Below are 24,162 nucleotides of genomic sequence, written 5' to 3' on the forward strand. Positions count from 1 at the left end.
AATTTATCATATTAAAATTTCAAGGAGGTAATATGAAAACTTTATGGCAATATACATTAAAATATAAATATCAATTTTTATGTAGAATAATAACCATCTCTTTAGTTGCTCTAGCAAGTATTTGCTTTGATTTTCTAATGGGGTTTATAGTAGATATATTTGCAAGTGGTGACAGTAGTAAGTTTTCAACTATTACTATAACTAGTATATCTTTAATAGTAATTATGTTTGTAACAGAATATATAGATGGTCTTGTTATGTCTTCCTATATTAAAAATACTGTAAATTATCTGAGAACAGACATTTTTTCTAAAGTAATAAATAAGGATATAAAAGACTTTTCTTTAGATAACAGCGGAAAATATATTTCTATTTTATATAATGATATAAAAATCATAGAAGATAGCTTTTTTAATAATCTTTTCCAAGTTATATCATGTATTATATCCTTTGCAATTTCATTAGTTGTATTATTTTCAATTAGTCCAAGTATAGTAATTTTCATTTCTATTTTTGGAATTTTAGGGTTTATTATCCCCAATACTTTATCAAAAAAATTAGTTATTCAAAAAAATGAGTACTCTGAAAATTTAGAGCAGGTTACTTCTGTTACAAAAGATTTATTTTCTGGATTTGAAGTAATTAAAGGGTTTAATATAAGTAATAAAATTAACGAGATTTTTAATACTGCATCAAATAATGTGGAAACTTCTAAGAAAAATTACTCTGTTTTAGAGGCAATAATAAGAGGGTTTTCTTTGTCATTTAGCGTTACTATTTATCTAGGAGTTCTTCTTCTTGGTGGATATCTTATGTACAAAAAAAGTATAACTGTTGGTACTGCTATAATAATCATTCAACTAAGCACTCATATTGTTGGTCCTGTAAAATTGAGTATATCATTAATAAATCAAATTAGGTCTGTATCTCTTATCGCTAATAAAATAGAAAATATTTTAGAAGATACTAAAGATAGTTTTGAAAATACTAAATTAGATAATTTTACAAATTCTATAGAAATTAAAAACCTTAACTTTTCTTATAGCGAAGAAAGAAAGGCCTTAGATGATATTAATTTGAAAATAAGTAAGAATAAAAAGTATGCTATTGTTGGTGAAAGTGGATCTGGTAAAAGTACTTTGATAAAGCTTCTTATGAGATATTATAGTGATTATGAAGGGAAAATAATTATTGACCATAATGATTTAAAAAATATTTATAGCTCTGATTTATATAAAAATATTTCTATGATTCAACAAAATGTATTTGTGTTTGATGATAGCATAAAAGAAAACATAAGACTTTATTCTAATCATAGTGATGATGAAATTTTAAGTTCATGTGAAAGATCTGGGTTAAGTAAATTGATTAATAGATTGCCTAAAGGGATTAATTCTTTGGTTGGCGAAAATGGCAATAAATTATCAGGTGGTGAAAAGCAAAGAATCGCTATTGCAAGAGCTTTAATAAATAATACACAAATACTAATTTTAGATGAATCTACTTCTGCCCTTGATAATGAAACAGCTTACAACTTAGAAAAATCTCTTTTAGACCTAAATGATTTAACTTTAATAACAGTTACTCATAAGCTAATCAAAAGTATTTTAATTAACTATGATGAAATTATTGTAATGAAAAATGGAAAAATCATTGAAATGGGTAATTTCAACGATTTATTAAATGAAAAAGGATATTTCTATAGTTTATATACTATTCAAAGCAATAATATAGCTTAATAAATAATTCTCTTTATACAAAAATTAAAATGAGGTTGAATCATTGATTCAACCTCATAATATATTAAATAATAAATTTACCTATTTATTATTCTATAACTACTTTAGATTGTTTTTTTAGGTTTTTCATTGCACCGGATATCATACTAGCACCAGTGTAAACAAGAACTGCCATTACAACCCATTTTAGAGTTTCTATTGGTAATGACTTAACAATAAATGCTGCTATAAATACACCAACTACTCCACATAAGCCTACTATTAATGAAGCTTTTCTTGGGTACGCTCCTTCTTTTATAAACTTAACAGAAGATACCGGTTGTAGCATTGCACAAGATCCCATCATTATTGGAAATGTAACTTGTGGTGATAATCCTAGGAAATAAGTTAATGCCATACATGGTGCAAATAAACCAACACCAGCTGTCATTAAGGCTCCAAGAACTGCATTACCTACAACACCTATAACAAGTTTAGCTCCAGAAAGCCCTATTGCATCTCCACCACCTGGCATGTATCCCATTTTACTACAAAACATTAACACTGATGTAGCTAAAAGAGCTAGTCCCATTACTAATTGTATTTTCGCTTCATCCATCTTAGCTATTATTCCTGCACCAATATAGGAACCTACAGCTGCAGCTATTAGCATAGAGAATAATGTTACAGGATCTACTTCAATTACTGTAGTAAATATAAATGCTTCACACATAACTGGTAAACAACATCCAACATTTAAAAATCCTGGGAGTTCTTTATCTTTTATGCCAATTTTAAAGAATTTGTTTGCGGCTACTATAATTGCAAATGAGCCGATTCCTAACGTATCAAAGAAGTTAGCTATCAAGCCTAGGGCTCCAACTTTCACCCCAGAAGGACTATCTAATTCTCCTGCTTCCTTTACTTGTCTAAAATCCTTAAAGAACGTGTAGTAATAAACACCCATTAAAGATAATAGAATTCCTCTTAATGCTAATAACATTGGTTAATTCCCCCTAAAATTTATCTTTTATTTTTAGTGCAAAATACAGTTCAACAGTACTTTTCAAGCTGTCAAACTTTTACCTTTTTATTATTATAATAATTTGTTAAAAGTTATTCAATCAATTTATTAATATTTACATAAATTTATTTTTGAACATAAAATTTTTTTATATAACTTTGTATACATTGATATCACTTTATTTAACAAAGTTTATATCAGTAAATTCTTTTGTACATAAAAAAAATATGTCACGATTAATCGTGACATATTCTTATTAAAATACATTGCAATCACTTAATTTTAATTATGCTTCTATTTTTTTACTAGATTTACGAGCAGCCATTAACATAGATGCTGAAGTATAGAATATAACAGCTATAACTAACCAAGTTAATACATTCATTGGTAAAGATTTAACTAAGTATGCAGCTACAAATACACCAACTGTTCCAGATAAAGCTATTATTAAAGCCGCTTTTCTTGGATAAGCTCCTTCTTTTATGAATTTAACTGATCCAACTGGCATTAATGTTGCACAAGATCCCATCATTATTGGGAAAGAAACTTGTGGGTTCATTCCTAAGAAATAAACTAATGCCATACATGGTGCATATAATCCTATACCTGCAGACATTAAAGCCCCAAGTATGAAGTTACCTACTACAGCTATAACCAACTTTGCTCCAGTAAGTCCTATAGCATTTCCTCCACCTTGTATTAAACCTAATTGTTTACATATCATTAATATAGCAGTTATTAATAGTGCAACTCCCATAACCTTTTGGATTTTTACTTCATCCATTTTAGCTATTACACCAGCTCCAAGATATGAACCTAAAGCCGCTGCTGCAAGCATAGATATTAGTGTTACTGGATCAACTTCTATTACTGTAGTGAATATTACTGCTTCACACATAACTGGAAGAGTGTCAGCAACATTTAATAGTCCTGGAAGTTCTTTATCTCTAACTCCCATTTTCATAAATTTGTTCAATGCAACTGTTGGTGCAAATGATCCTATCCCTAATGTATCAAAGAAGTTTGTAGCAAAACCTACAAAACCTGCTTTTCCTACACTTACATCATCCAATTCACCTGCTGCAGATACTTGTCTGTAATCTTTTATGAAGAAGTATCCATAAACAGACATTATAATGGCCCAAATTACTCTTACAATATTAACCATAATATGATTCCCCCTATTTTATTTTGTATTATTATATTTATAGTTGAAATCTTAATTAAGCTATTGAATTAGATGCTATTTTAATATAAAACCATACTTAACTGGATCTTCATCATCTATAACAAAATGATTGAATCCTGTTATATAAGCTGCTGCAGTTATTTCAGGTCTTACTGCATCAAATTCACCAACTTTATCAAGACCTACTATCTTACCTTTGAAAAGAGTTCCTAATATACTTTCGTATACAAAGTTTTCTCCTTCTTTTATTTCCCCTTTAGCATATAAAGTAGCAAGTTTAGCGCTTGTACCAGTTCCACATGGAGATCTATCTACTTGACCTTGACCAAATATAACAACGTTTTTGTAAGTTGCTTCTGGATGAGTAGGATCGTCATATATTTCAACTAAATCAACTGTTTTTATGTGATCTAGAGTTGGATGTTGTACTGCTATTTCTCTGTTAACTATTTCCATCATTTCCATACCTATGTTGTTTAATAATTGAGTATTTTTAGCCTCAACTTTAACACCAAATTGTTTTGCATGAACTATTGCAAAGAAACTTCCTCCAAATGATATATCAAATTTTATTTTTCCATAAGGAGCCATTTCTATTTCACAGTCTTTTTTGTATAAGAAAGCTGGAACGTTTACGAAAGATACTTCTCTAACTTTTCCATCAACTATTTTAGCTTCTGCTTCTATCATTCCTGCTGGAGCTTCCATTCTAACATGAGTAACTGGCTCTACCATATCTACCATTCCTGTTTCTATAGCAACAGTTATAGCTCCTATTGAACCATGTCCACACATGTTTAGGTATCCTCCACCATCCATGAATATGATACCAAAATCAGCAGTTGGATCACAAGGTTGAGTTATTATTGAACCGAACATGTCATTATGTCCTCTTGGCTCTAACATTATAGCTGTTCTTAAGTGATCAAGATTTTTTTCTAAATACTCTTTTTTCTCAGCCATAGTATTACCTTTTATATTAGGAATTCCTCCTGTAACTATTCTTGTTGGTTCTCCCATAGTATGAGAGTCAATTGCTTGAATGCTTCTTGAAAATTTCATTTGCCTGTCCCCCTAAAATCATTATTAAAATAAATATTTATAATATATTTATTGAATTAATCTATGATAAATAGATAAAAAAACGGTTTCAGCGTCTACATTTACTTCTTAACGTTAATAAATTGACAATAAAATGTATATATAGCGCGAATACCATCACCGTAAAAAATGTAAATTTTCTGTCATTAATCGACCACTTTTTACAACTCATCTATTTACCTATTTTCATTATAGTTAATTAATCTCAACTATTCAACAAAATTTTCACATTTTTCTATAATGCTTTTTTATTACAAAAAATATATACCATACGTAGGAAGTATGGTATATATTTAACATTAATTTTATCTCGTTTTGTATTTATTTGTTAATTTTTATATGCATTTTGCAATTTTTCATTATTTTTTTATATACAATCGTTATTTTTTTATTTATCATTTTCATTGTTTTCTGTACTACTCTTATCTTCAGAGTCTTTTTTCTTATATGCTGAAATCAACATAGATATAGAAGTATATAATATAACTGCAATTACTAACCATCTCAGTATATTAAGTGGCAATGATTTAACTATATATGCAGCTATGAATACTCCTATTGCTCCAAATAATCCAAGTAATAATGCAGCTTTTCTAGGATACGCTCCTTCTTTCATAAATTTAACTGAACATACTGGCATTAGTGTAGCACATGATCCCATCATTATTGGAAAAGCAACCGCTGGAGACATTCCTAAAAAGTAAACTAAAGCCATGCATGGTGCATAAAGTCCTATACCTGCCGTCATTAACGCTCCAAGTATAAAGTTTCCTACAATCCCTATAACTAATTTTATTCCCGTAAGACCTATAGCCTCTCCACCACCAGGCATTAAGTTTAATGCGCCTAAAGTCATTAAAACTCCTGTTACTAATAAAGCAATTCCCATAATCTTTTGAATTTTAATTTCATCTAATTTAGATATTATACCAGCACCTAACCAAGAACCTACTGCTGATGCTGCTAACATTGTTACTAATGTTATAGGTTCAACATCTATAACTGTAGTAAATATTATCGCTTCGCACATAACTGGTAAAGTATCTCCAACATTTAATAGTCCTGGTAAATCCTTATCTCTTACGCCCATTTTCAAGAACTTATTAAATGCTACTGTAGGTGCAAAGGAGCCTATACCTAAAGTATCAAAGAAATTAGTGATAAATCCCACAACACTTACTTTTCCTACGCTAACATCATCTAGTTCACCCGATAACTTAACTTGCTTATAATCTTTAATAAACACAAAGTAATAAAATGCCATTAATACTGCCCAAACTACTCTTATAGCGTTTAACATAACTAATATTCCCTCCTTTTCATTTTTTATTTTCTTATTATATATGTATTATTCATTTAATTTAGAATATTTATTTATAAAGAATTTATTTATTCTAAGACACTATATTTTCTCAACAATTTGAGTAATCAAAACATTAAAATCATAATTGTTAATCCATTAAAAAGTTAAATTTTATATTTTATCTTAAAACATATAATATATTAAATCCTTACAATAAAAAAAAACCTTCTTGATTATCTTCAAGAAAGGTTTTATATCAATTAACAAGCTTTGCTTAGTTGTTCTTTATTCTTTTTAGTTTTTTCCTTAGATAATAAGTAAGTTCCTGCTCCTAAGAATAGTCCTCCACCTATTATATTACCAATTGTAACAAATAATATGTGAGATGCTGCTACACCTATTGTTACTGTATTAGGTAATGGTGATAAAAGGCAAGTTATTAATGTTGTCATATTTGCGATGCAATGTTGGAATCCGCTTGTAACAAATGCAAATAGACAAAGAAATACAACTAATATTCTACCTGCTTCATCCTTAGTTTTGTATGCACCTAAAACAGATGCACAAACTAAAATGTTACATAGTATTCCTTGGAATATCAACTGAACTGATCCTGTCTCTATTTTATGAGCAGCTGCATAAGCAAAGTACTCTATAGTTGATCCTGTGCTTCCCATACCAGTTCCAATAAATAAACCTGATACTAAAAGTGCTCCTAATAAATTCCCACCATAACTATATAATAATATTCTACAAGTATCTTTTACACTAACTGCTTTTGCTAAAGATCCCACAACCATAACCATTGTATTACTTGTAAATAACTCATATCCTAATAGTATTACCATACTTAAAGCAAATGAGAAAGATATTCCCACTAGTAAATTAGTCCCTGAAAAATTTGATGCATGGAACATTCCACCTATAGTGAATATTAGTATGCATCCTAAACCTATGAACATACCTGCAAAAATAGACGAAACTATATATTTTATCTTGCTATCATTAAGTGTTTCAACTTTAACTTCAGCTTTATGAGCTAATAAGTCTAATGTTTCTTGGTTCATTTTTTTCTCCTATTCTTTTGTTGATTATAATTTTAATTTGTACTTTGTATACAACATTGTTATTTTATCACATTAGTTTATATTTTTAAATATTTTTTAAAACAAAAACTTATATACAAGTATAAAAATTTTATATTTGTGTTTTGTTATTTTTATATTTTATATAAGAAAAGTTGTATCTTAGCAGATTCACATCTACTAAGATACAACTTTTTCATAAATATTATTCACTTATAAATTTTGCTTCTATTAATAACGCCCTAGATTTATCTACATTAGCAGGGCTAACAAGTACTATCGGTCCAGTACAACCCATTCCACTCTCAGCATAGATCTTATTTTTCCATAAAACTTTCACTGCATCTTCTAAATCCATTACATCTACTCCAGATATTTGCTCTGTTACAACTTCCTTTTCAGGTGCTTCTACATTTTCTTCAGTTGTTGCAGATACTTGAGGTTTAGATTTTTTTAATCCTTGTAAAACTTCACTAAATCCAGCTTTTTCAACTTTTGCAAATTCCTCTTTTGATATATTATGAACATTATTATTTACAAGTTCAGCTGCAAACTTGATTGCACCTTCTATAACTGGTGCTCCTGATGCTCTTGATATAATCATTATTAATTTATTGAAATCTTTGCCTATTCCTGGTCCATATCCATAACCTACAGATTCATATTTTCCACCTGAGTTATAAGCAGAGAACATTTTTATTAATAAGTTTCCTGTTAATGAATCAGTGACCATTACGTCAGCTGAGGCCGTCATTAAGTCATTACCTCTCATAACTACCCCACCATCTGCTCTATCAGACTGTGCAAAGTTTATATCATAACCTTTTTCTTTTAATGTTTTAAGAGCTATTTCAACTTGTCTAGCACCATCTACGTTAGCTATTCCAACTGTTGGTTTTTTTATTCCACAAGCTTTAGCAGTTATTATTCCGTAGATAGCGTTTTTAACCATTCCTTCTACTCTGTCAGCAGAAGAAGTTCCTGTAGTAGTTGCTATGAACATTTCTCTTCCTTTTTCAGGAGTTATTACTCTACCAACTGTAGATACTCCTATTGGGAATGGATAGTGCATAGTTACTGCACCGTCAACTTTCTTACTATCTAAAAGATCTTCCATTAATTCATGTGCTTCTTTTTCACAGTCAGTTTTAACATGTTTTAAACCTTCAGCAGACTCACTACCTATAGTAGTAACTGAAATGTTTGATTTTATAGCTTTTAAAGCTCCTTCTATAACATTCTTTTCACCATGTTCACTTCCTATAGTAGTTATTGCTATTTTAGGTATTTTTACATCTACGGCTTCATCTTCTTCTAAACCTTGGAATTTCTTAGATTGGTTTTCTTCTATTACAAATGAAATACCATCAAATAGGTTTGTCATTCTTCCAAGGAATAAACTTCCTTTACCAACGATCATGGCATTTTTAACAGTACCTGCCATTATATCTTCTCTAGCAAATCCTAGATAAGGTACTCCTGATGGTATATGTCCTTGAGTTGGAGCCCAACCTACCATACCATGTTTTTCTATAAATGAAGGTAATTCTTTTCTATCTAAGTTGCCCATTTTAACAGCTAGTGCACCTATCATTTTGTAGTTAGCATTAGGTACGTCTCCAGCTCCTGCTGGCTTAGTTATATCTGGGTTTTGCATTTCTGCAGAATATTTTTGTATATCAGTTATTTTCATTCCCGCTTTTTCAAGTGGCTCACTAACTAAAGAACTAATTACTGCTTGAGGAGAAGAACCAGTTCCTACAGTGTGACGTCCCACAATATCATTTCTTATTTCTGGGCTTTCCCCGTCGTTTTCACTTACTAATACTGCAAATCCAGCAACCATGTCTTCAAGTATTGGCATACCTTTTTTAACATGGTCTTTTCCGTTCATACCAAGTTTTGCAGTAGAACCACCAGCACAAACTATTACGTTTTTGAATGTGCCACTTTTTACAAGAGCAGCAGCATGAACCATCGCATGAGCAGGTCCTGCACAGAATCCTCTAACGTCTGATCCTGTAGCATTGTTTAGTCCTGCTATTTCAGCAGCAGCTTTGGCAAAGTTTCCTCCACCTCTTTGGTTCATATCACCACATGCTTCTTCACAACAATCTATAACATAATCTATGTCATCTTTATTTATATTATTTTTATCAAGCATATTAATTATAGAAAAAGCGCAAGAAGCTTTTGATACTAAGTTTTCAAACAGAACATGCGCAGATAAGTTAGTGTCTACATCATGAGCATTTTTTACACAACCTACTACTTCTCCATTATTATATAAAGGCTCCGCATGCTCTTCTTCTATAAATTTCATTATCGTATCTAATTCTTCACCTTCTTTAATTTGTCCAACTAAATCAGATGAAATTAGTTTGTTCTCGATTAATAAATTTTTACTTAAAGATGCAAAGTTTTTTTCTAATTTAACTAAATCAAATACATCACATATTTGCATTAATCCTATAAATTCTTCTTGTGGCATTATTTCTCCAAACTTACCATATTTACTTGCGTCTGGAGCTTCTTTATCATGCCAAGGCATTGCATATTTTGATAATTCATCTGGAGTTATATTTCCTATATAGGCTTGATTTGGTGGGTATTTTACCACATCATCATAAGTTCTTAAATGATCTTTTAATACTTTTAAATACTCAGAATCTGGATTAACTACTCTCTCAGTAGTTTGAGTAGTCCCGTTATGAATTACCATATCAGGAGTATGAGCAAGTATGTATCCTGCTGCTTTTAATACACTATTCATATTGTTCCCCCTATTTTGAAATTAGCTAATCGATAAAAGCTCAAATACTCTTTATCGATTAGCTAAATTATTTTAATCTTTGTAGATTTTCTTAATATTTACAGAATTGTTCTCTTATAGATGACATTTCACCTACTATATCATCAACATCTAATACCATTTCCATCATACCTATTTGCTCGTCATAAACACTAGCATCAAATTCTTCTTTTACTTGTGGCTCACAAGCATGGTATACTTGAAGTCCTAACTGGACTCCTGTCAATGGACCTGCATATGTTGGGTCTCCTGCAGTTACAGTTTCTGCAGCAAGTCCTGCAGCTTCACCTTCTGCAGCACCTAACATAACAACAACATTTTCACAACCAAATTCTTCAGCAAATTCTTTTACTCTTTTTTGGTTTTCTAGGTCCATTGCTCCAGCAGCAGTTCAGACAAAGCATTCAGTTGAAGAGAAAACAACCTCTCCACCAGCTGTCTTAACACATTCTTCTATTGCTGGACCAGGAATACCATCTCTGTCACCTATTATGATGACTTTCTTATTTTCTAATATACTCATTAGAAATACCTCCTGTCCTTATTTTTTTATTTTAACAACAGACATATAACTAACTTACCATCACACATCCATCATTTTTATAAACTAGTTTTTATAAATATCTTAAGCAAGGTCGTTGTCTCAAGCGAGAACAAAATGATTCGCCTACACGTGGCTCAATGACAAATCATTGGCCCTATGATCATAACCAATTTTATAGATATTTTTTGATCATTGCTTCGATGTTTTCTTCAGTTGCATCTTCTTTAACAACTTCTTCAACTTTAACTCCATCTTTGTATATAGCAATAACTGGTAAGCCTAGTATTTTCTCACTTATAGCAAGTCTTCTTGCTTTAGTTGTATTTAATTTAGTGAACTTCAATTGTTCTCCATATTTTTCACTTAAAGCCTCAACTGTAGGCATTAAAGCTGCACATGGCTCACATCCATCACCGAAGAAATCTACTAATACATATCCTTCATTTTCAAGGACCTCTGTTTTAAAAGTATTTTTATCTACTACTAACATTTTTTTACCTCCTTTTTATTTAATCAAGGTCGTTGTCTGCAGCAAAGCAAAATAATTCGCCCACATGTCTCTTAAAGACAACTCCTTGCCTCAATTATCCCAAATTTTCTATATATTTTTCAACTTGAACAGCTGCTATAGCTCCATCTGCTGCTGCAGTTACCACTTGTCTTAGAGACTTAACTCTAACATCTCCTGCAGCAAATACTCCATCTATATTAGTCTTCATATTTTCATCAGTTACTATATAACCTTTTTCCATAGTTAACATATCTTTAAACATATCTGTTTTTGGAACATACCCAACGAATCCGAATAGTCCAAATGTCATATCTTCTTCGTCAGCTTCTATAGTTGTTAATTCACCTGTTTTCACATTTTCAACAACCATAGTACTTAATATTCCATCTCCTGATACCTCTTTAACTACTGTATCCCACATGAACTTCATCTTAGGATTTTTAAATGCTTTATCTTGTATGGATTTAGCAGCTCTAAGTTCATCTCTTCTGTGTATTATTGTTACACTTCTTCCAAACTTAGTTAAAAACATCGCTTCTTCAACTGCTGTGTCTCCACCACCAACTACATATATATCAAAATCTTCAAAGAAGGATCCATCACATGTAGCACAATATGATACGCCTTTTCCTATATATTCTTTTTCATTTGCACAACCTATTGGTCTTGATGAAGCTCCTGTAGCTATTATTACAGCTTTAGCTTGATAAGTGTCTTTTTTACCTTTTAGTTCTTTTACTGAACCGTCTAAATTAACTGATTCTATACTATCAATAGCAAATTCAGCGCCAAAGTGTAATACTTGTTTATGCATTCTTTCTATTAATGATGGTCCTGATTCTCCTTCTAAGCATCCTGGATAGTTTTCTACCTCAGAAGTTAATGCTATTTGACCACCTTCTTTTTTCTTTTCTAATACTAAAGTACTAAGTCTTGCTCTTCCTGCATATAATGCAGCTGAAAGTCCTGCTGGACCTCCTCCTATGACAATAACATCATATATTTTACTCATTATATCCCCATCCCATATTATTAAATTTTTTAGATTCTAGAATCTTTAATGTGAGCAACAAAGCTGTCTGAAATTTCATGGCGCCTAGGCAGTGGCTTAAAGTAGTAAAATCCGCATCTTGTTGGCCACATGAAGTGTTTCGCCCACACGTCGCTCAAGCAAATCGAGTTTTTATTCAAATACAGTTTGGTCTTCAACTTCAGTTTGTAAAGCTTTTAATGCTTTTGTAACTAACTCTTTTCTTATTTTCTTTTCTTCATCTAATGATAATGCTGGATTTCCAAGAGGATGAGGTATTGCTATAGTTGGCACTATTCTGTTAGCTCCAACTGTTAAAGAAATAGGAACTACTGTACACATGTGTACTACTGGTATTCCAGCTCTTTCTATTTCTTTTACCATCGTTGCACCGCAACGAGTACAAGTACCTCACGTAGAAGTTAGGATTACAGCATTTACACCATCTGCAACTAATTCTTTAGCTATTTCACCAGCATACTTCTTAGCATTTGCAACTGCAGTTCCGTTACCAACAGTTGTATAGAAGTACTGATGTAAACTTCCTATTACACCTTGTTCTTCAAATTCTCTAAGAACATCTACTGGTAAAACTCTGTCTGGCTCTTCATTTGCATAAACTGGGTCATATCCACCATGAGCAGTTTCATGATCAGCACTACTTAAATGTTTGAATGAACCTATATCGTATTTGCCATATTTAGAAGCACTTGAAGATTCTATATGATCTGGATTTCCTTTTGGAACTATACCTCCAGAAGTAACTAAAGCTATTTTAGCGCTACTTAAATCAACAACAGCCTTATTTGGCTCTACTCTATCAAAATTAGGCATTGGGTATTCAGTAGTAAACTCTTTTCCTTTTAACTTTTTGATTAGCATCTCTACAGCTCTCTTAGATCCTCTGTCACTATCAAAGAAGTTCTTTCTTACACCATTTGGCATATATCCTTCTTCTTTTGATGCTCCTATAGGTTCCTTTTTGCCTAATTTAAGTGCAAGAGGTGCCATAACTTTAACAGCATCTCTCATACCTACTGCAGAGTTTCTAGTTGGTACCATGTAAACTTTTTGTTTGAACATGTCAGCACCCGGATTTTCTATATACATACCTGTTAAAGATGGTATCCCTAACTCATCTTGTACAGCTGTAGCTATAGTACCACAAGCAACACCGTATCTACCTGCATTAAATGCTGGTCCAGCTATAAATATATCTGGATTATATTGTTTAACCATTTCTAAAACTTCTTTTTTAGCTTCTTCTAAGTTTTCATTGAAATAAGAATCACCACATATTACAGTAGCTACTATCTCAGCTTCTCCTTTAAATGCTGCGTTGAAAGCAACACCTGGCCCTACTATACCTTCTCTTACTTCAGGCTTAACATGAGCCATTTCTTCTCCACCTATTTGTGCGAAAAATTGATTTATATATTGAACAACTTTTATCATCTTCAAACCCCCCTCTCACTATCTTGCACTTAATTTATTAAATCCAAGTTCATTAGTAGCTCCAGTTATTACTTGAAGCTCTGCAACTATTGATCCATCTGGTTGTAAACTTCCATCAAATCCACCAGCTATAACATCTGCAACTTCTGGATATCCTATTACTTTATCCATTGGAGGAAGGGTAACAACCTCATTTGCATTACCTCCTGTTACAACTGCATTTGCTAAAGAATCCGCATCTGCTAATGATTGAGATTTTCCATCTCTACCAGCATACTCATCTGTAACTATAACTGTTTTTATTCCTTTTTCTTCTATTTTCTTACAGTTCATTATTAAGTCTGTATCTGGGTTACCAAATCCTTCTTGAGTTATAACTACACCATCAACTCCTAAGAACTCTGCTAGTTTGGCACTCCAGTTAGAAGATCTCTCTTTGTCAGCAAGATAAACGTTTTCATTTGTAAGGATTACCCCTACAAAGTTTAATTCTTTACCATGCTTTTCAAATAAATCATGTATAACTGGGTTATTTAAGTGATGATAAGTTGTGTTTTTATCACATGCAGAAACACAGTTACCACTTACGACTGCGCCATCCATTATTTCAGTTGGATTTATTAAAGTAGATATAGTTTTCTTAGCATCTACTCCATAAACATAAGTGTCATGTAATAATCCTTGAGTTTGAAGCATATACACATAAGCTACTCTTGGTAGTTCTGGGTATTTTTTATATCCTTCTATTATTGAATCTGTTTCATAAACTTCTACTTCGTCTGGAGTTATGTCTTTAGCTAACTCTCCTAAGTATATAGCTGCTTTGTATCCTGCAAATCTTACAGCTTCTTCGTGATTATGTTGCTTTAAACCATCTGCTGGTTCACAAACTACTACTAAGTTATTTAACCCTGAGAAAGGTGTGTATTTAGCCCCTTCTCCACTCATATCTATTATTCCTTCTTGGAAACCTACTATTTTCCCTGTTGTTACTACAGCAGAACCTTTAAGTACGTTAGTTTTTCCCGAGCCCACTGTTGTTACCTTATTCATCATGCCTGGGAATATTCCTCCTGGTCCTTCAACTTTAACTCTTGGCTCTATAACGTCTTTAACTGGCATAATACGAATACTATCCCCTGGTTTTGCTATTTCTAAATCTACTGATTTGATATTCTCATCTTCCATTAATAAGTCAATTAACTCTTGCTTATTAACATAAATTACTCCATCTTCCACTTTTGAAACATCAGAAAAACATATGTCTTTAATTTTTACATATCCTAATTCCAATTTCAAAAAAATCACCTCCAAAAATTTTATTTGATTTACAAAAATTTTATTTACTTGAACTAGGTATTTATTTAAAAGCACAAAATAAGTGCTATTAAAACATATTACTATTTCTATGGAATAATAAATTCTGCTAAATATGCTCTATTTACTTGAGAGCGTTTTCAATTATTGATAAATCTACAATTTTAAAATCATCTACTATTCTATTGGTTAATTCAACAGTGTAATCTTTATCTTTTTTAAATTTGTCATATGTTAAAATTGCATTTTCAATAATTGTCAAAGATTTGTAATCTAGGGATTCTTTATAATCAGATATTAGGACTGATTTATATGGAGTTTCATTTGGTTTTATGCTACTAGACAGAGGGTGAGTTAACAGTATATGTCCTTCATGAATTCTATCTCTTACATAAAGTAAGATTTCTTTAAAAGAGCATTCCTTATAATAAACCTTATAATCACTTTTGTATTTTTCATATACTTTATTGTTGTTAGTTATTATCATTTTATATCCCCCAGAACAGTTCTATTTTTTTGCAATAAAATAGCAGAAAGCCCCTAGCTTTCTGCTCTGTATTTAACCTGAGAGTTTTCCTCTATTTGCATAGAGTTGCCCCTTCGGTGCATATATTTATAGATTAAACTTAATGATGTCTTGCTTTCCAGAGTTAAGTCGTACTACGGTCCTTTTGCCTGAGATCATCACCAACATCCGCTTAATGTTGGCTTATTCCTTCGGCGCTTTTTTACAAGTCTCTCCCGTAATAGTCATCCTTAATATAATAATTGTATTATTCTAATTATTGTGCAATATAATAATGGTCTTATTATTCATTCATTTAAAGTTTCTATTTATTTATAATTTTTTTCTATTTTAATTAGATTATAATTAATTATCTCTATAATAAGCAACAAGTTTTTTTATATTTTTCAATATATTTATTTTTTTCCATATTTATTAATTTATATGTTAAGGATGACTATTTATAACCTTTTATTTTCAACTTTTAGTACTTACAAAATTGCTCTCTTATAGTAGTCATTTCATTAACTATATCGTCCACATCAAGTACCATTTCCATCATCCCTATTTGATCATCATATACATTTAGTTCAAATTCTTTTTTTATTTCCGGTTCACAAGCATGATATACTTGAAGTCCTAACTGGACTCCTGTCAATGGACCTGCATATGTTGGGTCACCAGCCGTAACTGTTTCTGCAGCAAGACCTGCCGCTTCACCTTCAGCTGCACCTAATAAAACCACAACATTTTCTGCACCAAATTCTTCAGCAAATTCCTTCACTCTTTTTTGGTTTTCTAAGTCCATTGCTCCAGCAGCAGTTCAGACAAAACATTCAGTTGAAGAAAATACAACTTCTCCACCTGCAGTTTTGACACATTCTTCTATTGCTGGACCAGGTATACCATCCCTGTCACCAATTATGATGACTTTCTTCTTTTCTAATATACTCATTAAAAATACCTCCTGATCTAAATTTTATTTTTATATGTTTACATTGAGCATGTCAAGTCGTTAAGATATTGCTCAATGTAAACATGGTTTAAATTTTATTCGAATACAGTTTGATCTTCTATTTCAGTTTGTAATGCTTTAAATGCTTTTGTTATAAGATTTCTTCTTATTTTCTTTTCTTCTTCCAATGGTAGTGCTGGATTTCCAAGAGGATGAGGTATTGCTATAGTTGGTACTATTCTATTAGCTCCAACTGTTAAAGAAATAGGTACTACTGTACACATGTGTACTACTGGTATTCCAGCTCTTTCTATTTCTTTTACCATCGTTGCACCGCAACGAGTACAAGTGCCTCACGTACTAGTTAGAATTACAGCATCAACACCATCAGCCTTCAATTCCTCTGCATATTTTGCAGCAAATCCTTTTGCATTAGCAACTGAAGTTCCATTTCCTACTGTTGCATAATAATATCTATGAAGTTCTCCTATTACACCTTGCGCTTCAAATTCTCTCATCACATCCACAGGTAATACTCTATTTGGATCATCGTTAGCATAAACTGGGTCATATCCACCATGAGCAGTTTGATGATCTGCACAACTTAATATTTTAAATCCTTCTAAATCGTATTTACCATATTTTGATGCACTTGAAGATTCTATATGATCTGGATTTCCTTTTGGAACTATACCTCCAGAAGTAACAAGAGCTATCTTAGCTTTAGATAAGTCCTTAATTGCTAAATTTGGAGCTACTCTATCAAAATCAGGCATTGGATACTCAGTTGTAAATTTTTCACCTTTTAATTTTTTGATAAGCATATCTACTGCTCTCTTAGATCCTCTTTCTTTGTCAAAGAAATTTTTTCTTATACCATTTGGCATATATCCCTCTTCAATAGATGCACCTATTTCTTCTCCCTTTGCCAGTTTAAGAGCAAGAGGTGCCATAAATTTAACAGCATCTCTCATACCTACTGCAGAGTTTTTTGTTGGTACCATATAAACTTTATCTTTGAACATATCTGCTCCTGGGTTTTCTACGTACATACCAGTTAATGAAGGTATTCCTAATTCTTCTTTGACAGCAGTAGCTATTGTTCCACAAGCAACACCATATCTACCTGCGTTAAAAGCTGGTCCTGCTATAAATACATCTGGATTATACCCCTTAACCATATCCAAAACTACTTTTTTAGCTTCTTCTAAATTTTCATTAAAATAAGAGTCTCCACATATTACTGTAGCTACTATTTCAGCCTCTCCTTTAAATGCTGCATTAAAAGCAGCCCCTGGCCCTACTATACCATCTCTCACTTCAGGTTTAACATGAGCCATTTCTTCCCCACCTATTTGTGCGAAAAATTGATTTATATATTGAACAACTTTTATCATCTTCAACCCCCCCTCTCACTATCTTGCACTTAATTTATTAAAACCTATTTCATTTGTAGATCCTGTAATAACTTGAAGTTCTGCAACTATTGAGCCATCTGGTTTTAAACTTCCGTCAAATCCACCAGCTATAACATCTGCAACCTCTGGATATCCTATTACTTTATCCATTGGAGATAGTGTAATTAATTCGTTTGCATTTCCTCCTGTTACAACTGCATTTGCTAAAGAATCAGCATCAGCTAATGATTGAGATTTTCCATCTCTACCTGCATATTCGTCTGTTATTATTACTGTTTTTATTCCTTTTTCTTCTATCTTTTTACAGTTCATTATTAAGTCAGTGTCTGGATTTCCAAATCCTTCTTCGTTGATTATTACACCATCAACTCCTAAAAACTCTGCTAATTTGGCACTCCAGTTAGAAGATCTTTCTTTATCAGCAAGATAAACATTCTCGTTTGTTATTATTACACCAACAAAGTTTAACTCTTTACCATGTTTTTCAAATAAATCATGAATAACTGGGTTGTTTACGTGATGATAAGTTGTGTTTTTGTCACATGCAGAAACACAGTTACCACTTACTATTGCTCCGTCCATTACTTCTGTTGGATAAATCAAAGTAGATATTGTTTTCTTAGCATCTACACCATATACATAAGTGTCATGTAATAAACCTTGGGTTTGAAGCATATACACATAAGCTACTCTTGGTAGTTCTGGGTATTTTTTGTATCCTTCAATTATTGAATCTGTTTCATAAACTTCTACTTCATCTGGAGTTATGTCTTTAGCTAACTCTCCTAAGTATATAGCTGCTTTGTATCCTGCAAATCTTAAAGCCGCCTCATGGTTATGTTGTTTTAATCCATCAATTGGCTCACAAACTACTACTAAGTTACAAAGCTTAGAAAATGGAGTATATTTTGCACCTTCGCCGCTCATATCAATAATACCCTCTTGGAATCCAACTATCTTACCTGTTGTAACTACTGCTGAACCTTTAAGTACATTAGTTTTTCCGCTACCTACAGTAGTAACTTTACTAATCATACCTGGGAATATTCCTCCTGGTCCTTCAACCTTTACCCTTGGTTCTATTACATCTTTAACTGGCATTATACGTGTACTATCTCCCGGTCTAGCAATATCTAATTGAATAGATTTAATATTTTCATCTTCCATTAATAAGTCTATTAATTCTTGCTTATTAACATAGATAACACCATTTTCTACTTTTGAAACATCTGAAAAGCATATGTCATTTACCTTTACATATCCTAATTCTAATTTCAAAATAATCACCTCCAAATATTTTAATTTCTAACTAGGTTTAACATGATTATTTAAAAGCCCATTTAAGACTTATAAATCTTTTTTATTTATATCTTTTGAAATAATTTATATGTGACATGCTACAGATGTGTTAAAATAGCAAAATTTTGCAACAAAAAAAGCAGAAAGTAAGATAGCTTTCTGCTCTGTATTTAACCTGAGAGTTTCCTCTAAAAGAGTTGCCCCTTCGGTGCAATATGCTTTATCCTGTTGTATTATTTGCTTTCCAGAGTTAAGTCCTACTACGGTCCTTTTGCCTGAGATCATCTTAAGTGCTCGCTTAGCACTAAATTATTCCTTCGGCTCTTAATTTAATAAGTCTCTCCCGCAGTAATCAACCTTTATAATATGCATTTTTATTGACATATTTGTTTACTAGAAAAATAGGATATAAAAATTTTTTACACTTGTTTTATAAATTATTTTTATATTACTTATATTATATAAATATTTTCTATAATTTTCAATAAGTTTTCTAATTTTTTATAACAATAAAAAAGGAATATCACAGTACAAGTAAAACATTATCTGTGATATTCCTTTTTAGTATGTGGTTAAGCCATTAAACTAAGCTTCAAATATAGTATTTCCTTATTTCACAACTTTCATTACATTAATATTTTTTAGTATCCTAGCTAAATTTCACTTGCTAACTTTGCTCCTCCAAATATGCCTGCATCATTTCCTAATGTTGCTAATTTAAACTCTGTATCAGCAGTTGCATGGAAAGCATTCTGTGAGTAATGTTTTTTTATATTCTCCAATAACATATCTCCCGCTTTTGAAACTCCACCACCTATAACAAAGACCTCTGGGTTACAAATACAAGATATATTCGATAAAGCGCGACCTAATATGGAGCTAAACTTCTCTACAACTCTCACAGACAATTCATCATTTTCTTTGGCAAAATCAAATACATCTTTAGCTGTAATATTTTCAATATTTCTTAATTTAGATTCACAACTTTCTTTTTCTAAAATTTCTCTTCCTAATCTTGCTATTCCAGTTGCTGAAGCATATTGTTCTAAACAACCTTTTCTACCACAATTGCAACTTATTTTTTCATGAGGATTAACATTCATATGACCAATCTCTCCACCAGAACCAGTGTATCCAGCTATTACATTATTATTTATAATAACTCCTCCACCTACTCCAGTTCCTAAAGTAACCATTATCATATTTTCGTATCCTTTTCCTCCACCTTTATACATTTCACCTAGTGCAGCAATATTTGCATCATTTGCCACTTTTATAGGAATTCTCAGTAATTCTTGTAAAGTTGTTGACACGTTAAATACTTGCCATCCTAGATTTACACTTCCCAATATAGTTCCATCATCTTTTACAGGTCCTGGCACTCCAACCCCTGCTCCTAATAATTCATCTTTAGATATATTTCTTTCTTCTAATAAGCTATTTATAGACTCTGTAATATCAGATAAGATATATTTTCCATTATCTATCTTTCTAGTTTCAATTTCCCACTTATGCAATAATTCACCTTCAACATTAAATAAACCAAGTTTTACTGTAGTTCCTCCTATATCAATTCCTAACGAATATTTCTTCATATATACCCCTCCTATTTGCTATGTTTATTGATTGATTTAACTTTAAATATTTCTATTATATAAAACCTTACTTTTCATTTTATCTACTAAAGATTCTTTTTCAATTAACTTAGTGTTGATTATATAATATTTTTCACCTGGATCTTTACTTTCCAATTTATCCATCATTATTTTAGCAACATATTGGCCTAAATATTTTCCATTTGCCTCATGTATGGACTTCTCATCCTCATCTTCAAAGAACAGTGCATTTTCTAAATCTTGATTTATACTTACTGAAACAAAAGGAAACTCTGTATCCTTTAAAAACTCAGTAGTAATTTTATCTTCTTCCTCGTGAAATAATAAAATCCCTTCAACAAAGTTACTTTGTATAAACCTATTAATCCAGGTATCATCTTCTTCTTTAAAAGCATACATAATAAAATAATCTCTATCTTTTGCACAATTGCTTATACCTCTAAAAACTTGAAGAAAGAAAGGATGATAAAAGGAATCACAAATCCATTGTGGTATAATTACTGCTAATATCTTCGTTCTTTTGTTTGCCAGACCTCTAGCCATTTCATTTGGAACATAGTTTAGTTTTTTTACTGCATCCCAAACCTTTGTTTTTGTCTTTTCACTAATTTTGCTACTATCCGAAAGTACTCTAGATACTGTAGAGACAGCAACATTAGCTTCTTTGGCTACATCTTTAATTGTAACTTTCATCCTCGTCTCCCCAATTTATATAACATTTTTTATTCATTGTAACTATATTCTTCATTATATTATATTTTAAGTTATAATCAAATACTTCTACTTAGGAAGTTTCATCCTCATATAAAAATCTTTACTATTTTTGCACTAAAAAAGCCCTCTTTTTTATTTTTTATTACTTAAAAAGAGGACCTTATTTTAAAATATTATATTTATATATTCCTTACAATTAGGACACTTATCACCTTTTACATGAGAATTTGTTGTGTAAATATCCCTAGTTACAAGATTATATCCACAGTTTGGACAATAGGTATTATTATCTACACCTGCTACATTTCCCACATAAACATAATTTAAATATTTTTTAGCTTCTTCCTTTGCTTTCATAATATCTTCTACTAATGTAGGTTCATTTTTCATTTTATAATTGGGAAAATATCTGTTTAAATGGAGAGGAATGTTTTTATCTATGAATGATAAAAACTTTGCAATTTCAACTATTTCATCTATAGAATCATTTTCATCCCTAACCATCAAAGTGGTTATTTCTACATGAGTATATTTATTAGCTATCTTTATAGTTTCTAAAACTGGATCTATTGTAGCTCCACAAATTTCATTATAATATTTTTTTGTAAATCCTTTTAAATCTATATTCATTGCATCAATAAAAGGCAAAATTTTTTCTAAAGGCTCTTTATTTACAAATCCGTTAGTCACTAAAACTACACTAATACTCTTATCGTATTCTTTTATTTTTTTAGCTACATCATAAATATATTCGTACCACATAAAAGGTTCATTATAAGTAAATGCAATACCTACATTATTTGGTGTATTTATTATTAAACTTATAAGTTTATCTATCTCAATAAATTTTGATGAAGGTTTATTCTGTGATATTTCATGATTTTGACAAAAACTACAGCTCATATTACATCCAAAAGTTCCTACAGATAAAATATCCATTCCTGGCTTGAAATGATACAAGGGCTTTTTTTCTATTGGGTCCACATTTGCAGAAGTTACTTCTCCATAATTTATGACAACAGGTATATTATTTTTTACAGTTCTAAGTTTGCATACTCCGTATTTTCCTTCACTTAAAGAGCAACTATGAGGGCAAAGATAGCATTTTATGTAACTGTCTTCCTCTTTGTAGAATCTTAACTTTTCTTCCATCTATTCACCTTCTTTGTATCTTGTCACCTGAAACCTTTCTATTTCATACTCTTCTTTTGGATTTATTCCAGCTTTTTCACAAGCTATTTGAAGTTGATAATCTACAGTGTCTACTCCTTCTAAGTCCGGAAGCAATAGTCCTTTTTTATGACCTTGAATAACTATAACTCCATATTTTTTAGGATCTAATTCTTCTTTTGTAGATTTATGAGGTCTACTAAGTACATCTACTGATATGTCTATATCTAATAATTCATTTTCTGTAACACTTGGAAATCTTGGATCATTAATGGCAGCTTCCACTGAATTTTTTATTATTTCTTCTGCTATGGAATCTGTTGTTGGCAAAAAAGTTCCAATACAACCTCTTAAATCCCCAAATTTTTTTAAAGATACAAATACTCCACCCTTTTCTTTGCTAAGTTCTTTTGGTAATTCACTTGGTTTTGCTATAAAATGACCATAAGTATAATAATGATTTAAACTTTCCCTAGCTATTTTTACATATAAGTTATTGTTGGATAATTTTTTGTTATAAAGTTCCTTTTTCATATTAATTAATTTTTCAAAATTACTATGGTTGTTTAACTCATTATGAAAAGCCATAACTCCATATCCTACTCCAAAGGGTCCTTCGTAAGATAATAATTTGCCTCTAACTTTTTCTCCTTCCATAGCCCCAAGCATTATAAATACAGATTTTAGCCCACATTCTCCTGCACATTCTACCATATATTTATCCATATTAAATATGCTTAACACATCACCTTTTTGTAAGTTATCTAATAATAATTCATCAAATTTTGAACCTTCGGAAGAATACTCATAAGGCCCATCTTTGCTTAATCTATGAGACAAATCTCCACTTGCAATTAACACAATCTTTTTATTTAAGTTCTTAGCACTTTTTCTTATTGCCATACCAAACTTATACAACTCAATATGGCTAAGGGCTGCATATGTAACATGAACTATTTTGTATTTTTTATAATACTTATTTATAAAATACATAGGTATCATGGCTCCATGATCTAGCTCATATTTTCTATTGAATTTTTTTAAAATATTTGAATCTATTCCTGCTACCGGTATGTTTTGTCTATTGCAGGTATTAATAAGTACTTCATTAAATTCTTTGTCAATTCTTCCTTCTATGTAAGTGTCAAACTCTCTAAATTGACTAAAATCCCCCTTTATATGTTCTTCATTGGAAATTGCAAGAGCATCTGAAAACATAGTTCCATGAGGAGTTATAATTACCACAGTTTCTGGTTCTAATTTACTTATTTCTTCTCCTACTTGATTACAGGCATCAATAGTGTTTTGTATTTCTCTTTCTCGCCCCTTACCCACAGATGGGATTATCAGTGGTGGATGGGGCATTAAATAATATCTTAATATGTTTTCCATAATA

Annotated in this window: 20 protein-coding genes and 2 riboswitches; of the genes, 1 reads left to right on the forward strand and 19 read right to left on the reverse strand. The window is 31.3% G+C overall.

Annotation, left to right across the window (positions count from 1 at the left end):
* Positions 1–32 precede the first annotated feature (32 nt).
* Complete coding sequence (locus JW646_RS05485; RefSeq protein WP_228416864.1) at positions 33–1,739, forward strand: ABC transporter ATP-binding protein; 1,707 nt, start codon at positions 33–35, stop codon at positions 1,737–1,739.
* Between the two features lie 88 nt (positions 1,740–1,827).
* Here the strand turns inward: JW646_RS05485 and JW646_RS05490 are convergent, their stop codons facing one another.
* From JW646_RS05490 to amrA, 19 genes are all read right to left on the reverse strand, one after another.
* On the reverse strand, positions 1,828–2,721 hold the full coding sequence (locus JW646_RS05490) for a sulfite exporter TauE/SafE family protein (protein ID WP_206925717.1): 894 nt from the start codon (positions 2,719–2,721) through the stop codon (positions 1,828–1,830).
* A gap of 307 nt (positions 2,722–3,028) precedes the next feature.
* A complete protein-coding gene (locus tag JW646_RS05495) occupies positions 3,029–3,910 on the reverse strand; it encodes a sulfite exporter TauE/SafE family protein (protein ID WP_074920060.1) in 882 nt (293 codons plus the stop codon).
* 75 nt (positions 3,911–3,985) lie between these two features.
* On the reverse strand, positions 3,986–4,993 hold the full coding sequence (locus JW646_RS05500) for a proline racemase (RefSeq protein ID WP_074920059.1): 1,008 nt from the start codon (positions 4,991–4,993) through the stop codon (positions 3,986–3,988).
* 427 nt (positions 4,994–5,420) lie between these two features.
* A complete protein-coding gene (locus JW646_RS05505) occupies positions 5,421–6,332 on the reverse strand; it encodes a sulfite exporter TauE/SafE family protein (RefSeq protein WP_228416865.1) in 912 nt (303 codons plus the stop codon).
* Positions 6,333–6,595: 263 nt separating this feature from the next.
* Positions 6,596–7,402, reverse strand: coding sequence for a formate/nitrite transporter family protein (locus tag JW646_RS05510; RefSeq protein ID WP_228416866.1), 807 nt, complete (start codon positions 7,400–7,402; stop codon positions 6,596–6,598).
* Positions 7,403–7,625: 223 nt separating this feature from the next.
* Positions 7,626–10,193 carry a glycine/sarcosine/betaine reductase complex component C subunit beta gene (gene grdC / locus JW646_RS05515; RefSeq protein WP_228416867.1) on the reverse strand — a complete coding sequence of 856 codons (2,568 nt, stop codon included), beginning with the start codon at positions 10,191–10,193 and terminating at the stop codon, positions 7,626–7,628.
* Positions 10,194–10,284: 91 nt separating this feature from the next.
* Complete coding sequence (gene grdA / locus JW646_RS05520; protein ID WP_083399446.1) at positions 10,285–10,755, reverse strand: glycine/sarcosine/betaine reductase complex selenoprotein A; 471 nt, start codon at positions 10,753–10,755, stop codon at positions 10,285–10,287.
* Between the two features lie 193 nt (positions 10,756–10,948).
* Positions 10,949–11,266, reverse strand: coding sequence for a thioredoxin TrxA (gene trxA / locus JW646_RS05525; RefSeq protein ID WP_074920054.1), 318 nt, complete (start codon positions 11,264–11,266; stop codon positions 10,949–10,951).
* Between the two features lie 94 nt (positions 11,267–11,360).
* A complete protein-coding gene (trxB, locus tag JW646_RS05530; protein WP_228416868.1) occupies positions 11,361–12,299 on the reverse strand; it encodes a thioredoxin-disulfide reductase in 939 nt (312 codons plus the stop codon).
* Between the two features lie 171 nt (positions 12,300–12,470).
* On the reverse strand, positions 12,471–13,778 hold the full coding sequence (grdB, locus tag JW646_RS05535) for a glycine reductase complex selenoprotein B (protein ID WP_228416869.1): 1,308 nt from the start codon (positions 13,776–13,778) through the stop codon (positions 12,471–12,473).
* Between the two features lie 12 nt (positions 13,779–13,790).
* Positions 13,791–15,071 (reverse strand): glycine/sarcosine/betaine reductase component B subunit, encoded by a 1,281-nt coding sequence (locus JW646_RS05540; RefSeq protein ID WP_148558317.1) that lies wholly within the window; start codon positions 15,069–15,071, stop codon positions 13,791–13,793.
* Between the two features lie 142 nt (positions 15,072–15,213).
* Complete coding sequence (locus JW646_RS05545) at positions 15,214–15,576, reverse strand: GrdX family protein (protein WP_074920049.1); 363 nt, start codon at positions 15,574–15,576, stop codon at positions 15,214–15,216.
* Between the two features lie 166 nt (positions 15,577–15,742).
* A riboswitch (glycine riboswitch) is annotated at positions 15,743–15,843 on the reverse strand.
* A gap of 235 nt (positions 15,844–16,078) precedes the next feature.
* A complete protein-coding gene (gene grdA / locus JW646_RS05550) occupies positions 16,079–16,549 on the reverse strand; it encodes a glycine/sarcosine/betaine reductase complex selenoprotein A (RefSeq protein WP_083399444.1) in 471 nt (156 codons plus the stop codon).
* A gap of 95 nt (positions 16,550–16,644) precedes the next feature.
* Positions 16,645–17,952: a glycine reductase complex selenoprotein B gene (gene grdB / locus JW646_RS05555; RefSeq protein ID WP_148558316.1), complete on the reverse strand. Its 1,308-nt coding sequence runs from the start codon at positions 17,950–17,952 to the stop codon at positions 16,645–16,647.
* Between the two features lie 12 nt (positions 17,953–17,964).
* Positions 17,965–19,245, reverse strand: a complete 1,281-nt coding sequence (locus JW646_RS05560) for a glycine/sarcosine/betaine reductase component B subunit (RefSeq protein ID WP_228416870.1) — start codon at positions 19,243–19,245, stop codon at positions 17,965–17,967.
* Positions 19,246–19,519: 274 nt separating this feature from the next.
* A riboswitch (glycine riboswitch) is annotated at positions 19,520–19,622 on the reverse strand.
* A 297-nt stretch (positions 19,623–19,919) separates the two neighbouring features.
* Positions 19,920–20,861 (reverse strand): ROK family glucokinase, encoded by a 942-nt coding sequence (locus JW646_RS05565; RefSeq protein WP_074920044.1) that lies wholly within the window; start codon positions 20,859–20,861, stop codon positions 19,920–19,922.
* A 42-nt stretch (positions 20,862–20,903) separates the two neighbouring features.
* On the reverse strand, positions 20,904–21,575 hold the full coding sequence (locus JW646_RS05570; RefSeq protein WP_148558314.1) for a LacI family DNA-binding transcriptional regulator: 672 nt from the start codon (positions 21,573–21,575) through the stop codon (positions 20,904–20,906).
* 186 nt (positions 21,576–21,761) lie between these two features.
* Positions 21,762–22,748, reverse strand: coding sequence for an AmmeMemoRadiSam system radical SAM enzyme (gene amrS / locus JW646_RS05575; protein WP_148558313.1), 987 nt, complete (start codon positions 22,746–22,748; stop codon positions 21,762–21,764).
* Positions 22,749–24,158 (reverse strand): AmmeMemoRadiSam system protein A, encoded by a 1,410-nt coding sequence (amrA, locus tag JW646_RS05580; RefSeq protein ID WP_074920041.1) that lies wholly within the window; start codon positions 24,156–24,158, stop codon positions 22,749–22,751.
* Between the last annotated feature and the right edge of the window lie 4 nt (positions 24,159–24,162).

The sequence above is a fragment of the Terrisporobacter hibernicus genome, assembly GCF_020809405.1.
GTDB classification, from domain to species: domain Bacteria; phylum Bacillota; class Clostridia; order Peptostreptococcales; family Peptostreptococcaceae; genus Terrisporobacter; species Terrisporobacter petrolearius.

Coding starts and splice junctions, on each gene's coding strand:
- JW646_RS05485 (WP_228416864.1), top strand. CDS start 33: ATGAAAACTTTATGGCAATATACATTAAAATATAAATATCAATTTTTA.
- JW646_RS05490 (WP_206925717.1), bottom strand. CDS start 2,721: ATGTTATTAGCATTAAGAGGAATTCTATTATCTTTAATGGGTGTTTAT.
- JW646_RS05495 (WP_074920060.1), bottom strand. CDS start 3,910: ATGGTTAATATTGTAAGAGTAATTTGGGCCATTATAATGTCTGTTTAT.
- JW646_RS05500 (WP_074920059.1), bottom strand. CDS start 4,993: ATGAAATTTTCAAGAAGCATTCAAGCAATTGACTCTCATACTATGGGA.
- JW646_RS05505 (WP_228416865.1), bottom strand. CDS start 6,332: ATGTTAAACGCTATAAGAGTAGTTTGGGCAGTATTAATGGCATTTTAT.
- JW646_RS05510 (WP_228416866.1), bottom strand. CDS start 7,402: ATGAACCAAGAAACATTAGACTTATTAGCTCATAAAGCTGAAGTTAAA.
- grdC (WP_228416867.1), bottom strand. CDS start 10,193: ATGAATAGTGTATTAAAAGCAGCAGGATACATACTTGCTCATACTCCT.
- trxA (WP_074920054.1), bottom strand. CDS start 11,266: ATGTTAGTAGTAGATAAAAATACTTTTAAAACAGAGGTCCTTGAAAAT.
- trxB (WP_228416868.1), bottom strand. CDS start 12,299: ATGAGTAAAATATATGATGTTATTGTCATAGGAGGAGGTCCAGCAGGA.
- JW646_RS05545 (WP_074920049.1), bottom strand. CDS start 15,576: ATGATAATAACTAACAACAATAAAGTATATGAAAAATACAAAAGTGAT.
- JW646_RS05565 (WP_074920044.1), bottom strand. CDS start 20,861: ATGAAGAAATATTCGTTAGGAATTGATATAGGAGGAACTACAGTAAAA.
- JW646_RS05570 (WP_148558314.1), bottom strand. CDS start 21,575: ATGAAAGTTACAATTAAAGATGTAGCCAAAGAAGCTAATGTTGCTGTC.
- amrS (WP_148558313.1), bottom strand. CDS start 22,748: ATGGAAGAAAAGTTAAGATTCTACAAAGAGGAAGACAGTTACATAAAA.
- amrA (WP_074920041.1), bottom strand. CDS start 24,158: ATGGAAAACATATTAAGATATTATTTAATGCCCCATCCACCACTGATA.